The organism is Achromobacter veterisilvae (genome assembly GCF_900496975.1).
Taxonomy (GTDB): Bacteria; Pseudomonadota; Gammaproteobacteria; order Burkholderiales; family Burkholderiaceae_B; genus Achromobacter; species Achromobacter veterisilvae.
The window spans coordinates 1-15,702 of the sequence record NZ_UFQC01000031.1 but is presented as its reverse complement, the minus strand read 5'-3'; the positions used below and the strand labels follow the sequence as shown (position 1 = coordinate 15,702).

Below are 15,702 nucleotides of genomic sequence, written 5' to 3'. Positions count from 1 at the left end.
TTCTCCTTTCTTACCGTCTCAGGAACCCCCCGTCATGTTTGACCGCAACCTCACCCTGTCCAAGGCTGACCCGGACGTTTGGGCCGCCATCCAGAAGGAAGACGTTCGCCAAGAGCAGCACATCGAGCTGATCGCTTCGGAGAACTATGCCAGCCCGGCCGTCATGGAAGCCCAGGGCACGCAGCTCACGAACAAGTACGCCGAAGGCTATCCGGGCAAGCGCTACTACGGTGGTTGCGAGTACGTGGACGTGGTCGAGCAACTGGCCATCGACCGCCTGAAGCAGATCTTCGGCGCCGAGGCCGCCAACGTGCAGCCCAACTCGGGCTCGCAGGCCAACCAGGGCGTGTACATGGCCGTCCTGAAGCCGGGCGACACCGTGCTGGGCATGAGCCTGGCCGAAGGCGGCCACCTGACGCACGGCGCGTCGGTCAACGCGTCGGGCAAGCTGTACAACTTCATCTCGTACGGCCTGGACGAAAACGAGGTCCTGAACTACGCGCAGGTCGAGCAACTGGCCCGCGAACACAAGCCCAAGCTGATCGTGGCGGGTGCCTCCGCCTACGCCCTGCACATCGATTTCGAGCGCATGGCCCGCATCGCCCGTGAAAACGGCGCGCTGTTCATGGTCGACATCGCCCACTACGCGGGCCTGGTCGCCGGCGGCGCCTATCCCAACCCGATGCCCCACGCCGACTTCGTCACCTCGACGACGCACAAGTCACTGCGCGGCCCGCGCGGCGGCGTCATCATGATGAAGGCCGAACACGAAAAAATCGTCAACTCGGCCATCTTCCCCGGCATCCAGGGCGGTCCGCTGATGCACGTCATCGCCGGCAAGGCCGTTGCCTTCAAGGAAGCGCTGGAGCCCGAGTTCAAGGACTACGCGCAGCAAGTGGTCAAGAACGCCAAGGTGCTGGCCGACACGCTGGTCAAGCGCGGCCTGCGCATCGTCTCGGGCCGCACCGAAAGCCACGTCATGCTGGTGGACCTGCGTTCCAAGGGCATCACGGGCAAGGAAGCGGAAGCCGTGCTGGGCCAGGCCCACATCACGGTCAACAAGAACGCCATCCCGAACGACCCGGAAAAGCCCTTCGTGACCAGCGGCATCCGCCTGGGCACGCCGGCCATGACCACCCGCGGCTTCAAGGAAGCGGAAGCCGAACTGACCGCCAACCTGATCGCCGACGTGCTGGACAACCCGCGCGACGAAGCGAACATCGCCGCCGTGCGCGCCCGCGTCAATGAACTGACCTCGCGCCTGCCGGTCTACGGCAAGAAGTAAGCCCACGACCCGCCCGCGGGCCCCGCCCGCGTTCGGGTCCCACGCAAAGGGACGGCCCCGCAAGGCGCCGTCCCTTTGCTTTTCGGGCCCCCGGGGGCCGGGATTGGCCCGTATTGGCGCTGGCAGCCCGGCGCATCGTTACAATATGCTTAACTATTGCCACCAGTGTCTTTAGGGATCACACATGCGGTGTCCATTTTGCGGCCATGCCGAAACGCAGGTCGTCGACAGCCGGGTCTCGGAAGAGGGCGACGCCATCCGCCGCCGCCGCCGCTGCCTGTCCTGTGACAAGCGATTCACCACCTACGAGCGGGTGGAGCTTGCCATGCCTTCCGTCGTGAAGCGCAACGGCAGCCGCAGCGACTACGATCCCGGCAAGCTGCGCGCGAGCCTGAGCCTGGCGCTGCGCAAGCGGCCCGTCAGCACCGAAGACGTGGACGCGGCGGTCGCTCGCATCGAAGAGCAACTGCTGGCCAGCGGACTGCGGGAAGTGCCGACCGAGCACATCGGCGAACTCGTCATGAACGAACTGCGCAAGCTCGACAAGGTGGCGTACGTGCGTTTCGCGTCGGTCTACAAGAGCTTCGAGGACATCGGCGAATTCGTCGAGGCCATCCGCGAGATGCAGGGCCCGCTGCTGCCCGGGAAGCTGCGCAAGGAAAACTAGCTCGCGCCGCGCGGGCGCCGTCAGCGCGGGGCGGCCGCGCGCGCCACGCTGGGCGTGAGCGGCTGGAACTTGCGCCAGACGCGCCGCATGTGCTGCGCCGACCCGAAACCCGACTTCTCCGCCACGCGCTCCAGGTCCAGCCGGGTTTCGCGCAGCAAGTCGCGCGCCAGCGCGACGCGTATCTGATAGAGATAGTCCATCGGCGTGCATCCCGCGTGCTCGCGGAACAGCCGGGTCAGGTGGCGGGCGCTGGTATGCGCATGGTCCGCCAGCGATTGCGCCGACCAGGGCGCGGCCGGATCGCGGATGACCGCATCCTGCACCCGGTGCACGCCCGGATGCAGGTGGCTGCGGTGGTCCAGCCAGGGCGACAGCGTGGAATCCGTGCCGGCGCGCCGCTGGTAGACCACCATGTCGCGCGCCACCTCGCTGGCCACGCGCGGCCCGCAATGGCGCGACACCATGTGCAGCGCCAGGTCGATGCCCGCCGTGATCCCCGCGCTGCTGACCAGCTTGCCGTCCTCGACGAAGATGCGGTTGTCGTGCAGGCGCGCGCTCGGGTCGATGCTGGCCAACTGTTCCAGGCAGGTGTGGTGCGTCGTGCATTCGCGCTGCCGGGTCAGGCCGGCGGCCGCGGCGAACAGCGCGCCCGCGCAGACGGTCATCAGCGTGAAGCCGTCCGCCGGGTGCCGGACGGCCAGCCAGTCGATGATGGCCCGGGCGCCGGGGTCTTCCAGGCGAGTCGGCTTGCCCACGATGCCCGAGATGATGACCAGGGCTTCCGGCGGAACCGCCGCCGGCAGCGCCTTGACGTGCGCCAGGTGCAGCCCGGGAATGCCGCTTTCGACTTCTCGGGACGGGCCGCAGAAATGCTGTTCGAACGTCCCGGGACACAGCTTGTTGGCCACCCGGAAGGCCTCCGCCGGGCCGGCCACGTCCAGCAGGACGATGCCCTGCGACAGCACGAAATACACCGGAACCATGGGGGCTTCCGCGGGCGGCTAGGCCGTCAGCGCATCGGCGGCGCGCGCGATGCGGGCGAAGCGCCCCTGCAGGACCAGTTCGGTGCGGTCGCGGATCTCGGCCGGCGTGTAGTGCTTGCCGGACGGGCTTTGCATGGCGAACGTCAGGGTGGCGTCGGTGGGGAACACCACCTTGAAGCCGGCGTCGCTGGCATGGCGCGAGGTGGTCTCGCAGCACTGTTCGGTGCGGATGCCGCAGACGATGACGCCTTCGATACCGTGTTCGCGCAGCCAATCCTGCAGGCTGGCGCCGCCGGCGTCCTTGGCGTAGAGCGACGAATGCACGGTCTTGTGGAACACGGCCGCGGGGGCGACGCGCAGTTCCTTCAGCGTCCGGACGTGGCCCGAGGCCAGCGAGAAGGGGTTGGCGGGGTCGCTGGAGGTGCTGGTGTGGAACACCTGGAGCACCGGAATGTCCTGGGCGGCGGCCGCATCGATCAGGGATTGGATCTGCTGCACGAAGGCCGGATACTCGGTTTCATCCCAAAACGGACGGTGCCGGAAAGATTCTTGTACGTCGATGACGATCAGCGCTTGTTTCATGGGACCGGGCTCCTGGCACGGGAATAAGAAGGGTGTAGTTCTATTTTTACTGCAATCCCGGGCGTTCGCGAGCATCGCGGAAGACGCCTATCGGCCCGAAACGGACATTTGGTGACAGTGCCGTGCCGGCGCGCCGGCGGCCGCGGCGACATACAATCCCAGCATGATGATCCCGAGCGACACCGACGACCTGTTCTGGATGCGACGCGCCCTGGCGCTGGCGCAGACCGTCATGTACTCCACCGCGCCCAACCCCCGGGTCGGCTGCGTCATCGTGCGCGACGGGCGCGTGCTGGGCGAAGGGGCGACCCAGCCGCCGGGCGGCCCGCATGCCGAAGTCCGCGCCCTGCGCGACGCCCAGGCGCGCGGCGAATCGGTCGCGGGCGCCACGCTTTACGTGACCCTGGAGCCGTGCAGCCATTTCGGCCGCACGCCGCCCTGCGTGGACGCCGTGCTGGCGGCGCGCCCGGCGCGGGTGGTGGTGGCGCTGGGCGATCCGAATCCGCTGGTCAACGGGCAGGGGCTGGCGCGGCTGCGCGACGCCGGCATCGCGGTGGCCACCGGCGTCTGCCGGGAAGAGGCGCTGGCCGTCAACGCCGGCTTCATTTCCCGCATGAGCCGCGGCCTGCCATGGGTGTGGATGAAGATGGCCGCGTCGCTGGATGGGCGCAGCGCGCTGCATAACGGCGTATCGCAATGGATCACGGGCGCCGACGCCCGCGCCGACGGGCACCGCTGGCGGGCGCGCAGTTGCGTGGTCCTGACCGGCATGGGCACCGTCCTGAAAGACGATCCGCAGCTCAACGCGAGGGGCGTGGACACGCCCCGCCAGCCGCGCAAGGCCGTCGTGGACGGCCGTTTCGAGATTCCCGAGCACGCCAGGCTGTTCGACGGCGCGGAAGTCATTCTTTTCACCGCCCGCGAGGATGCGGCCAAGGCCGAACGCCTGAAGGCCAGGAACGCCCGCGTCGTGGTGTTGCCGGGCGAGGCGCCGGGCCGGGTGGACCTGCCCGCGATGATGCGCTGGCTGGCCCAGGAACACGTCAATGAAGTGCACGTGGAGGCCGGCGCCGGCTTGAGCGGCGCGCTGGTTTCCGCCGGCTGCGTGGACGAACTGCTGCTGTATCTGGCGCCGGTGCTGCTGGGCGATGCGGCGGGCATGGTCCGCCTGCCGATGCTGGAACACCTGGAAGGCGCCCGGCGCTACGAATTCATCGACGCCGAGCGGGTGGGCGCGGATCTGCGCGTGCGCGCCAGAGTCGCCGATACGTGGCGCGAACTGATGCGGCGGGTCGAACTGCCTGCGCTGTCCTGACCTCGGTAAACCGTATTGGCGCAAGGGGTACTAGCACTCTGCGCTTGCGGCTGCCAAGCGCGCGAAACGCCGCGATTCAAGGCCTGGGAGCGATTGCGCCGGCGCGATGGCATCAAATTCGAGAACACTTCGCGCGCATGCGCGGCCATGCGCGCCACGACTATTTTCAGCGGCGCGCCAAATGAATTGCCACAAAACCGTCAATTGGCTATAGCATAGACACATGACTTGGCGATACGCCCTGAAGGATTAACCCGCTCAGCGCCACGCGCCCTCGTCACCACGGATTCCCGTGCCGCGTTATCGGCGCTTTTTCACGACCGGACCGGCACGCTGCTGAACGAAGACGCTACGCGCCGTTCAGACCGTCCGCTGCCATCGCATAGCGGGCGCATCGGGTTTACACCCGCATCATAAGAATCCCGGGATATCGCTCTTCCCTTCAAATCATTGCTGAGCATTTCATGTGCGGCCGCATCAACCGCGCGCGCATACAGCGATATGCTGAGGGCGAACGAGCGAACTTATTCACGTAAGTTGCATTCCCTGACGGAACTTGTGTCTCGAGGGTGCAGCCTAAACGGAAAGGGCCCGATCGTGCTCATGGTTGATGTGTGGCGAAAGCAACATACCTTCCGGCCGATGATGCTTATCGCGAGATTGTCTAGTAATGCGCAAGCGCTGAGGCACAATGGGGACACGTAGGGACGTATTGGATTTTTCGCGTGTTGTAGGAGGTTTCCGTGCAAAACATCGTCGAAGGCTTCAAGTCGCAGTATGCAAGAGAGCAGGAATCAGAACTCTCCCTCGAGGAATATCTGAGCCTCGCCAAACGCGATCCCATGGCGTACGCCAGCCCGGCTGAGCGCATGCTGGCCGCGATCGGCGAACCTGAGATCGTGGATACGCGCAACGACCCACGTCTTTCCCGTTTGTTTTCCAACCGGACCATCCGGCGCTATCCGGCGTTCCAGGAGTTCTACGGCATGGAGGACGTGATCGGGCAGATCGTCGCGTTCTTCAAGCATGCCGCGCAAGGGCTGGAAGAGCGCAAGCAAATCCTTTATCTGCTGGGCCCCGTGGGCGGCGGCAAGTCGTCCATCGCGGAACGGCTCAAGGCCTTGATGGAGGCTTATCCCATCTACGCCCTGAAGGGTTCGCCGGTGAATGAATCGCCCCTGGGCCTGTTCCATCCGGAACGGTTCGGCGACACGCTCGAAAAGGAATACGGCATTCCGCGGCGCTACCTGACCGGCATCATGTCGCCGTGGGCCGTGAAGCGCCTGAAGGAATTCGACGGCGACATCTCGCAGTTCCGCGTCGTGCGCCTGAATCCTTCCGTGCTGCGCCAGACCGCCATCGCCAAGACCGAGCCGGGCGACGAAAACAACCAGGACATCTCCTCGCTGGTCGGCAAGGTGGACATCCGCAAGCTCGACCGCCATTCGCAGGACGATCCGGACGCCTACAGCTATTCCGGCGGGCTGTGCCTGGCGAACCAGGGGTTGCTCGAATTCGTGGAAATGTTCAAGGCCCCGATCAAGATGCTGCACCCCTTGCTGACGGCCACCCAGGAAGGCAACTTCAAGGGCACCGAGGGCTTCTCCGCGATCCCGTTCAACGGCATGATCCTCGCCCACTCGAACGAGTCGGAATGGCAGACCTTCCGCAACAACAAGCACAACGAGGCGTTCCTCGACCGGATCTACATCGTCAAGGTGCCTTACTGCCTGCAGGTCTCGGAAGAGGTCCGCATCTACGAGAAGCTGCTGCACCACAGTTCGCTGTCGGCCGCGCCGTGCGCGCCGGGAACGCTGGACATGATGGCGCAATTCTCGGTCCTGACGCGCCTGAAGGAACCCGAGAATTCCAGCATTTATTCGAAGCTGCGAGTCTACGACGGCGAAAGCCTGAAGGACGTGGACCCGAAGGCCAAGGCCCTGCAGGAGTACAAGGATTACGCCGGCACCGACGAAGGCATGACGGGCGTGTCGACGCGTTTCGCGTACAAGATCCTGTCCAGCGTCTTCAACTACGACCAGACGGAAGTGGCGGCCAATCCGGTGCACCTGATGTACGTGCTCGAGCAGCGCATCGGCCGCGAGGACTACCCCGAGGAAATCCGCCGGCGCTATCTTGAATTCATCAAGGGCTACCTGGCGCCGCGCTATGCGGAATTCATCGGCAAGGAAATCCAGACCGCCTACCTGGAGTCCTACTCCGAATACGGCCAGAACATTTTCGACCGCTACGTGACGTTCGCCGACTGCTGGATCCAGGACGAGGAATTCCGCGACCCGGAAACCGGCGAAAGCTTCGACCGCAGCGCGCTCAACGATGAACTGGAAAAGATCGAAAAGCCCGCGGGCATCGCGAATCCCAAGGACTTCCGCAACGAGATCGTCAACTTCGTGCTGCGGGCGCGCGCCAACAACAATGGCCGCAACCCCACCTGGACCAGCTATGAAAAGCTGCGCGAAGTGATCGAGAAGAAGATGTTCTCGAACACGGAAGACCTGCTGCCGGTGATTTCGTTCAATGCCAAGGCCTCGGCCGAGGACAAGTCGAAACACCAGAGCTTCGTGGATCGCATGGTCGAAAAGGGCTACACGGAAAAGCAGGTCAGGCTGCTGTGCGAGTGGTACCTCCGTGTGAGGAAGTCTTCCTGAGCGAGGTGAATCATGAATTCACTGATCGATCGCCGTCTCAACGGGCGCAATAAAAGCGCCGTCAACCGGGAGCGTTTTCTCCGGCGTTACAAGGACCAGATCCGCAAGGCGGTCCACGGGATGATCCGCGACCGTTCGATCCAGGACATGGACCAGGGCGGCGAGATCAACCTGCCCGTCCGCGACATCTCCGAGCCGACCTTCCATCACGGCCAGGGCGGCGACCGCGAGATGGTGCACCCCGGCAACCGCGAGTTTGCCAAGGGCGACACCTTCGACCGGCCGCAGGGCGGGCAGGGGGAAGGCGGGTCCGAGCCGGGCGAGGGCGAATCGGTGGACCAGTTCACCTTCAGCCTGTCGCGGGCCGAATTCCTCAACCTGTTCTTCGAGGACCTGGAGCTGCCGCACATGGCGCGCACCCAGTTGGGCGAGGTCAGCCAGAAGAAATGGCAGCGCGCCGGCTACACGACTTCCGGCTCGCCCAGCATGCTGAGCATCAGCCGCACGCTCAAGTCGTCGCTGGCGCGCCGCGTCGCGCTCGGCGTGAAGGCGCGGGCCGACCTTGAAGATGCCGAAGAGCGCCTGGCCAAGGCGCGCGAGGCGGGCGCCCCGGCCGACGAGATCCGGGCGCTGGAGCAGGAGGTCGAGGATTGCCGCGAGCGCCTGGTCCGCGTGCCGTTCCTGGACGACCTGGACCTGCGCTACCGCAATCGGGTGTCGGTCTCGATCCCCATGGCGCGCGCCGTGATGTTCTGCCTGATGGATGTGTCGGGCTCCATGGACGAAGGCAAGAAGGACCTGGCCAAGCGGTTCTTCTCGCTGCTGTATTTGTTCCTGTCGCGCAAGTACGAGCACGTGGACCTGGTTTTCATCCGCCACACGGACAACGCCGAGGAAGTGGACGAGCAGACCTTCTTCTACGATCCCAAGAGCGGCGGCACCATCGTGCTGTCCGCGCTGGAGCTGATGCGCGAGATCCTCGAAAAGCGCTATCCGCCGGGGTCCTGGAACGTCTACGCGGCGCAGGCCAGCGACGGCGATTCTTTCGGCGCCGACGCCGGCAAGAGCGCGCGCTTCCTGGCCGAGCACCTGTTGCCCGCCACGCGCTACTTCGCCTATATCGAGGTCCCCGATTCGCAGGAAGCGCGCAAGAGCAGCCTGTGGGCGGAATACGAACAGAAACTGGAGCCGCACTTCGTGATGCGGCGCATCTGCGAACGCAGCGAAATCTTCCCTGTGTTCCATGATCTGTTCAAAAAGGAGACCGCATGAATACCATCGTCGGAGCTCTCGTGGAGCCGGAGGCCGCCGGCAGCGCCCGGCCGATCTCCCAAGGTTCCGAATGGACGTTCGAACTGATCCAGTCCTATGACGAAGCGATTTCCAAGATCGCCGCGGAATACGGCCTGGACACGTATCCGAACCAGATCGAGGTGATCACCTCGGAGCAGATGCTGGACGCCTATGCCTCGGCCGGGTTGCCCATCGGGTATCCCCACTGGTCGTACGGCAAGGAGTTCATCCGCAACGAGCAGTTCTACCGCCGCGGCATGCAGGGGCTGGCCTACGAGATCGTGATCAATTCCAACCCTTGCATCTCGTACCTCATGGAAGAGAATTCCATGACGATGCAGGCGCTGGTGATTGCGCATGCCTGCTACGGGCACAACTCCTTCTTCAAGGGCAATTACCTGTTCCGCCAATGGACGGACGCGGACGGCGTGCTGGACTACCTGGTCTTCGCGCGCAAGTACGTCATGGCCTGCGAGGACCGCTACGGTATCGAGGCCGTCGAGGCGCTTCTCGACTCCTGCCATGCGCTGTCGCACCACGGGGTGGACCGCTACAAGCGCCCCGCGCCGATTTCCTACAAGGAAGAGGCCGCGCGCCAGGCCGAGCGCGCGGAGCATGCCCGCCTGCAGTACAACGACCTGTGGCGGACCCTGCCGCGGCTCGAGGACGAAAAGGACACGCGGGTCGAGGCTTCGGTGTTCCCGCCCGAACCTGAAGAGAATCTGCTGTACTTCATCGAGAAGTACTCGCCCAAGCTCGCGCCGTGGCAGAAGGAACTGGTGCGCATCGTCCGCAAGATCGCGCAGTACTTCTACCCGCAGACGCAGACCAAGGTCATGAACGAGGGCTGGGCCACGTTCTGGCACTACACCATCCTGAACCGGCTGCATGAAAAGGGGCTGGTGAACGACGGCTTCATGATGGAGTTCCTGCAGAGCCACACCAATGTGGTCAGCCAGCGCGGCTTCGACGAGCGCGGCTACGGCGGCATCAACCCGTATGCGCTGGGCTTCGCCATGATGTCGGACATCCGCCGCATCTGCGAGGCGCCCACGCCCGAGGACCGCCGCTGGTTCCCCGACATCGCGGGCGGCGACTGGCTGAAGACGCTGGACTTCGCCATGCGCAACTTCAAGGACGAATCCTTCATCTCGCAGTACCTGTCGCCGCGCCTGATCCGGGAATTCCGCTTTTTCGCGATCTCGGACCACCAGGCCAATCCGAAGCTGGAAGTGGCCGCGATCCACGACGACGAGGGCTACCGCGACATCCGGCGCCTGCTCGCCGCGCAGCACAACCGCGACAACCAGGTGCCGGACATCCAGGTGGTCCGCTTCAACCGCGACTCCGACCGTTCCCTGGTGCTGCGCCACCTGAAGACCCGCGGCCGCCCGCTGGCCGGCGAAGACGCCGAACAGGTCATGAAGCACCTGGCGCGGCTCTGGGGGTTCAGGGTGCGCCTGGAAGAGACCGAGCCGGACGGCACGGTCAGCTCCTACCGCGAACAGGACCCGCCCGCCAGCGCTTAGTGGGCGAACAGGCCGAGAGGGGGGACGCCAAGGCGTCCCCTTTTTTCATGTGGCCTTGCCGCGGATGCGCGCAATCTGCTAGAATCGCGGATTCGCATTTTTCGCAGCGGTAAAAACACGCCGAAAAACGCAGTTAGGACAGGTGGCCGAGTGGTTGAAGGCGCACGCCTGGAAAGCGTGTATACGTCAAAAGCGTATCGGGGGTTCGAATCCCCCTCTGTCCGCCAAGAATGCACGAGCCCCTGATTTCGCCGAGAAATCAGGGGCTTTTTTGTTGGCGGCGGATGTTGCGCCGCGCTTCGCGCGCGGGTACCTTGCTGCCAGGATCCGCCATTCGATTCCGGATTCGGGAGGAACGCCCTTGGAGACTTTCACCGTCGTCATGGCCATGCTGGTCGCCGTCCTGCTGAGCGGCGTGCTGGTCCGCCTGCTGCCGCTGGCCGTTCCCTTGCCCTTCGTGCAGATCGGGCTGGGCTTCGTGGTGGCCGCGGTGTTCCAGCGCGGGGTGCTGATCGAGCCCGACATTTTCTTCCTCCTGTTCCTGCCGCCGCTGCTGTTCCTGGACGGCTGGCGGGTGTCGAAGCTGGCGGTCATGCGCGAATCGTCGTCCATCCTGCAACTGGCGTTCGGGCTGGTGTTCGTGACCGTGATCGGCGTGGGCTACCTGATCCACTGGATGATCCCGGCGGTGCCGCTGGCGGTGGCCTTCGCCATCGCGGCCATCGTATCGCCCACCGATCCGGTCGCGGTGGAGGCCATCTCGCGCAAGGTCGCCGTTCCGCGGCGGATGATGGCGATACTGGAAGGCGAGGCCCTGTTCAACGACGCCAGCGGCCTGGTGGCGTTCCGGTTCGCGGTGGTGGCCGCCGCCACCGGCACGTTTTCCCTGACGCAGGCGGCCCTGTCCTTCGTCTGGGTGTCCGCGGCCGGCATCGCGATCGGCGCCGGGCTGACCTTGCTGGCGATGCGCGCGCGCCGCCTGGTTTCGCGGCGCCTCGGGGAAGAGCCGGGCGTGGACGTGCTGCTCAGCCTGGTCACCCCGTTCTTCGTCTACTACGTCGCCGAGCAGGCCGGCGCGTCCGGCATCCTGGCCGCCGTCGCGGCGGGGATCGCCATGAGCTATGCTGAAATGTCCGGCGGGGCGCTGGCGGCCACCCGGATGGAACGCCATGCGGTCTGGAACATGGTGCAGTTCACGCTCAACGGCATGATGTTCGTGCTGCTGGGAGAGCAATTCCCGACCATCCTGGCAAACCTGTCGCGGGCCGCGCAGGAGAGCGGTGGGCATTCCATCTACTGGCTGCCGCTGTACGGCCTGGCGATCAGCCTGGGACTGGTGCTGTGCAGGCTGTTGTGGGTCGTCGTCGCGTTGAAGGTCAACGCGGCGGCGGCCCGCCGCCGGGGCGGCGAGCCCGTCCGGATCGGGCTGCGCGTGATCCTGGCCATGTCGCTGGCGGGCGTGCGCGGCGCGGTGACCCTGGCGGGGGTCATGACGCTGCCCTTCGCCCTGGACAACGGCGCGCCGTTTCCCGCGCGCGATCTGGCGATATCCCTGGCGGCGATGGTCATCGTCTATTCCCTGCTGCTGGCCAGCGCCAGCCTGCCGAGGCTGCTGCGCGGCCTGCATTTCCCGCCCAATGGCCGGGTGCGGCGGGAACTGGCGCTGGCGCAGGAAGCGATGCTGCAGGCCGCGCTGGACGGCGTGGCGCAATATGCCCGGCGCCGGATCGCGGCGCATCCGGAAGACACGGGGCTGTACGCGGACGCCGCCGACAGCCTGGCCGCCGACCTGCGCCGGCAGGCGGGGGAGGTGCCGGACGGAACCTCGGCGGAGGACCTGGAGAAGCAGGCCGGCATCGAGCGCCTGATGCGCCTGGAGGCGATCGCCGCGTCGCGCCAGGCCTTGTTCCGCCTGGCCCGGACGCATCGCATTTCGGACACGCTGGCCCGCGAACAGGTGCGGCTGCTGGATCTGCACGAAGCGCGGTTGCGCTGAGGCGGCCCGCTTTCGTACTAGTACTAGCGCGGTCGCGTTATTAACGAACCAGTACGAATTTGGCCCGGCGGATCCAAACGTACAGTGCATGTTTTCTCTTCTGCAGCCCAAGGCTGTTCCGGAGCCGACTGCACCATGAAAATCAACTTCATCATTGCCGATGACCATCCCATGGTGGTCGTCGGCATCAAGCATGAGCTTTCCAGCATCCATACGCTGCGCAACGCGGGGGTCGCCAGGAACTCCACCGAGGTGCTGGACCTGCTGGCGCGTTGCCACTGCGACGTGTTGATCACCGACTACGTCATGCCCGGCGGAGAATTCGGCGACGGCATGGCCATGCTTTCGTTCATCCGCCGCCGCTATCCGGAACTGAAGATCGTCGTGCTCACGGCCATCGAGAACCTCGCGGTCGTGGCCGAGATGAGGAAGATCGGCGTGCATTCCGTCCTCAACAAGGCGGACGAGGTCGGCCATCTGGTCTCGGCGGTGCATGCCGTCTACGCGGGCGCATCCTACTTTTCCCCGCGGCTGCGGGGAGAGGGCGGCGGGGGCGGCGACGGGCAGGCGCGCGCCTTGTCGCCCCGCGAGGCCGAAGTCGTGCGCCTGTACGTGTCGGGCGCGTCCATTTCCGAAATCGCGCGCCAGCTCAACCGCACCAAGCAGACCGTCAGCTCTCAGAAAAGCAGCGCCATGCGCAAGCTCGGCATCGAACGCGACGTCGACCTGTTCTGTTTCGCCTACGAAACCGGCCTGGTCATCGCGCGCCAGCCGATCGAGGGCGCGGTGCCGGCCTTTCCGCGTCCACCGGCCGCGAGATAGCGCCGAAGCGCTCATTTAGTACCCGTCTGATTGTCCGGGCATGGCCGGGGCCAGATACTGAATCCGTTCATTCATCTGTATCGCAAAGCCAGGCTCCGGGACGCGCAGACATGCCAGTCCAGGGCGGTCGCCATCGATCGGCGCATCGGACAGCCCTGCGGTCCGCGGGCGATACGGGCGGCGCAATGCCATACGCCGGCATTCGCGCAGCCCGCTCCCGCCGGGCCCGCCCCATTGCGACTAGCGAGGATCTCATCGTGAATATTCCAGCCGCTCTATCCGACCAGGCAGGCGCGGGCGCGCCTCATGTCATGGCCTTGGGACCGCTGACCCGTTCCACCGACATGCTGAGCGGCCTGCTGATCCAGGGCGACCTGCACTCCTTGCGCGTGTCGGAAACGCGGGGCCAGCTCGAGGCGGAACTCGCCGCCGAGGCGGTGGACGTCATCGTCTGCGAGGTGTCGGGAGACGCGTCCGAGCACCTGAATCTTCCCGTCCGCCTGTTGCGCCTGTATGCGCTGAACCGCCTGGCCAAGGTGCCCGCGGTAATCTGGCTGAGCGACCTGCCCGCGCAAACGCTGGACGCGCAGGCGTCCGAGCTGCGGGATGCCGGGGTCGGGGTCGAAGTGGCCAGCCTGGTGGACAAGCACAGCCTGGCCGGCGCGCTGGGACGCCTGGCGACTCGGCGTCCGGCCAGGCCGGGGGGCGCCGCCTGCCCGCCCGCGCGTTTCACGGAAGACAAATTGCGGCAGTCGGTCGAGTCGGGCCAGGAGTTCCGGATCGTCCTGCAGCCGCAGTACGACCTGACGACGGGCCGGATGGTGGGCGCGGAGGCCCTGGCGCGCTGGCGGCATGGCGGGTTCGGCGAGATACCGCCGTCCGAGTTCCTGCCCGCCCTGCGCCGCCTGGGCCGCAAGTGCGCGCTGTTCGATTTCGTCCTGGCGCGCGTCCATGAGGTCCTGCACACCCTCCTGCGCGCGAACGCCGCATTGCCGGTCTCCATCAACGCGTCCGCCGCCACCCTGGCGATCCCGGGGCTGCTGTATCGCCTGGATGCCGGCGCGCGGCGCGAAGGCATCCCGGCCGAACTCCTGAAGATCGAACTGACCGAAGACGTCGACATCGACGACATTCAGCGCATCGCGTCGGACCTGGAATGGATGCGCGCGCGAGGCTTCGGCATCAGCATGGACGATTTCGGCACCGGCACGTCGACGCTGGAACGGCTGACCCGCCTGCCGTTCTCGGAATTCAAGATAGACCGCTCTTTCGTGCAGCGCATGCACACCGAGCCCGCGGCGCGCGCCGTCGTGATCACCGCACTGGATCTCGGCCGCCGGCTGGGCATGCGGGTGGTGGCGGAAGGCATCGAACGCTCGGAACACATCTATTTGCTGCGCGAGCTGGGCTGCCACGTGGGGCAGGGCTACGAGCTGTGCCGTCCGCTGGAAGTCTCGGACTTCATCGCCAAGGTCCTGAACGAGGCCTCGGCGCAGCCCTTGCCGCGCAACGGCGAGCAATACAGGGTGGCCTGAGGGCCAGCGCGACACCGTGTCCGAACCCCAGCTCCAGGCCCTGGCCCGCTATCGCCGTTACCAGCGCCTGCTGCTGCTGGGCGGCGGCCTGCTCACGACCCTGATGGTGATCCTGACCTTTGCGCTGGGCATCCAGACCCGGCTGCGCGTCCATCTGGACGCGCAGCGGCAGGGCTTCGTGCTGAGCCGCAGCCTGGTCGAAAAATACGGCCCGAGCGCGCTCATGACGCCATTCGCCCAGGACGACGAAAGCGGATGCGCGATGATCCTGTCGGCCAGCGGACTCGCGCTGGCATCGGGCGGCGAAGCCTGCGAGGACGCCGACCGATTGCCGCCGACCCTGGTCCAGGCGCTGCTGGCGGCGGCCGGCCCAGAACCGCAGGAACTGTACTGGAACGGGGGGATCGTCATCGCCGGCGCGTTCGGGGAAGAGGACCTCGTGCTGGTCCATGCCTATTCCCCGCGAGGCATGGCCGCGGCGCTTGGCTGGAACGTCGGCGCGGACGCCGCCATGTCGCTGGCGACGCTGGCCATCATGTGGCTGTGCGCGGCGGCGCTGAAGCTGCGGGTCTTCCGTCCGCTGCTGGAATGGTCGCGGCAGATCTACGACAGCGAGACGCTGAGCCGGACGCTGATCGACACCGCGCCGGTGGGGCTGGGCCTGATCTCCGCCGATAGCGGAAAGCCCTTGCTGTGGAGCCCTTCCATGACGGAAACCGTCAGCCGGATCGCCCTCCCGGCCGACACCCTGTCGGATGAGCTGACCCGGCGGTATCGGGCGCGCCTGACGGATGGCGGCGGGGGCTGGCGGCGGGGACCCTTGCAGGAGGAACTGGGTTTTCCCACCCACGACGGCAGGGAGATCGACCTGTCGGTGAGCATGGCGCGCGCGCGGTACCAGGGTCAGGACGTGCTGGTGACGGCGTTCGTGGACGTCACGGCGAAAAAACGCGTGGAGCAGCAGTTGCGCAAGGCGCGCCAGGCGGCCGATTCGGCCAACGCGGCCAAGTCGGCGTTCCTGGCGGC

12 protein-coding genes and 1 tRNA gene are annotated in these 15,702 nt (G+C 65.9%); 11 read left to right on the top strand and 2 right to left on the bottom strand.

Annotated features, from left to right (window positions below):
- Positions 1-34: 34 nt before the first annotated feature.
- On the top strand, positions 35-1,285 hold the full coding sequence (gene glyA, locus AVE30378_RS23675) for a serine hydroxymethyltransferase (RefSeq protein WP_129244160.1): 1,251 nt from the start codon (positions 35-37) through the stop codon (positions 1,283-1,285).
- Positions 1,286-1,469: 184 nt separating this feature from the next.
- Positions 1,470-1,952 (top strand): transcriptional regulator NrdR, encoded by a 483-nt coding sequence (nrdR, locus tag AVE30378_RS23670; protein ID WP_129244157.1) that lies wholly within the window; start codon positions 1,470-1,472, stop codon positions 1,950-1,952.
- A gap of 20 nt (positions 1,953-1,972) precedes the next feature.
- On the opposite strand, the gene AVE30378_RS23665 is transcribed toward nrdR, so the two are convergent.
- Together AVE30378_RS23665 and AVE30378_RS23660 are read right to left on the bottom strand one after the other, a co-directional pair.
- Complete coding sequence (locus tag AVE30378_RS23665; RefSeq protein WP_129244154.1) at positions 1,973-2,935, bottom strand: GlxA family transcriptional regulator; 963 nt, start codon at positions 2,933-2,935, stop codon at positions 1,973-1,975.
- Between the two features lie 18 nt (positions 2,936-2,953).
- Entirely contained in the window at positions 2,954-3,517 is a 564-nt protein-coding gene (locus AVE30378_RS23660) for a cysteine hydrolase family protein (RefSeq protein ID WP_129244151.1), read from the bottom strand.
- A gap of 163 nt (positions 3,518-3,680) precedes the next feature.
- On the opposite strand from AVE30378_RS23660, the gene ribD reads away from it, so the two are divergent.
- From ribD to AVE30378_RS23615, 9 genes are all read left to right on the top strand, one after another.
- A complete protein-coding gene (gene ribD, locus AVE30378_RS23655; RefSeq protein WP_341868041.1) occupies positions 3,681-4,832 on the top strand; it encodes a bifunctional diaminohydroxyphosphoribosylaminopyrimidine deaminase/5-amino-6-(5-phosphoribosylamino)uracil reductase RibD in 1,152 nt (383 codons plus the stop codon).
- Between the two features lie 752 nt (positions 4,833-5,584).
- Positions 5,585-7,501, top strand: a complete 1,917-nt coding sequence (locus tag AVE30378_RS23650) for a PrkA family serine protein kinase (protein ID WP_422393656.1) — start codon at positions 5,585-5,587, stop codon at positions 7,499-7,501.
- A 12-nt stretch (positions 7,502-7,513) separates the two neighbouring features.
- On the top strand, positions 7,514-8,773 hold the full coding sequence (locus AVE30378_RS23645) for a YeaH/YhbH family protein (RefSeq protein ID WP_129244145.1): 1,260 nt from the start codon (positions 7,514-7,516) through the stop codon (positions 8,771-8,773).
- Positions 8,770-10,323, top strand: a complete 1,554-nt coding sequence (locus tag AVE30378_RS23640; RefSeq protein WP_129244142.1) for a SpoVR family protein — start codon at positions 8,770-8,772, stop codon at positions 10,321-10,323. Before AVE30378_RS23645 ends, AVE30378_RS23640 begins: the two co-directional genes overlap by 4 nt.
- 136 nt (positions 10,324-10,459) lie before the next feature.
- A tRNA-Ser gene (locus tag AVE30378_RS23635) sits at positions 10,460-10,550 on the top strand.
- A 134-nt stretch (positions 10,551-10,684) separates the two neighbouring features.
- A complete protein-coding gene (locus tag AVE30378_RS23630; RefSeq protein ID WP_129244139.1) occupies positions 10,685-12,319 on the top strand; it encodes a Na+/H+ antiporter in 1,635 nt (544 codons plus the stop codon).
- Between the two features lie 135 nt (positions 12,320-12,454).
- Entirely contained in the window at positions 12,455-13,141 is a 687-nt protein-coding gene (locus tag AVE30378_RS23625) for a response regulator (protein WP_129244136.1), read from the top strand.
- Positions 13,142-13,398: 257 nt separating this feature from the next.
- Positions 13,399-14,676 carry an EAL domain-containing protein gene (locus AVE30378_RS23620; protein WP_165360283.1) on the top strand — a complete coding sequence of 426 codons (1,278 nt, stop codon included), beginning with the start codon at positions 13,399-13,401 and terminating at the stop codon, positions 14,674-14,676.
- A gap of 16 nt (positions 14,677-14,692) precedes the next feature.
- A partial coding sequence (locus AVE30378_RS23615; protein WP_482757347.1) for a PAS domain-containing protein occupies positions 14,693-15,702 on the top strand: 1,010 nt, incomplete at its 3' end.

Coding starts and splice junctions, on each gene's coding strand:
- AVE30378_RS23665 (WP_129244154.1), bottom strand. CDS start 2,935: ATGGTTCCGGTGTATTTCGTGCTGTCGCAGGGCATCGTCCTGCTGGAC.
- AVE30378_RS23625 (WP_129244136.1), top strand. CDS start 12,455: ATGAAAATCAACTTCATCATTGCCGATGACCATCCCATGGTGGTCGTC.
- AVE30378_RS23660 (WP_129244151.1), bottom strand. CDS start 3,517: ATGAAACAAGCGCTGATCGTCATCGACGTACAAGAATCTTTCCGGCAC.
- AVE30378_RS23645 (WP_129244145.1), top strand. CDS start 7,514: ATGAATTCACTGATCGATCGCCGTCTCAACGGGCGCAATAAAAGCGCC.
- glyA (WP_129244160.1), top strand. CDS start 35: ATGTTTGACCGCAACCTCACCCTGTCCAAGGCTGACCCGGACGTTTGG.
- AVE30378_RS23640 (WP_129244142.1), top strand. CDS start 8,770: ATGAATACCATCGTCGGAGCTCTCGTGGAGCCGGAGGCCGCCGGCAGC.
- ribD (WP_341868041.1), top strand. CDS start 3,681: ATGATGATCCCGAGCGACACCGACGACCTGTTCTGGATGCGACGCGCC.
- nrdR (WP_129244157.1), top strand. CDS start 1,470: ATGCGGTGTCCATTTTGCGGCCATGCCGAAACGCAGGTCGTCGACAGC.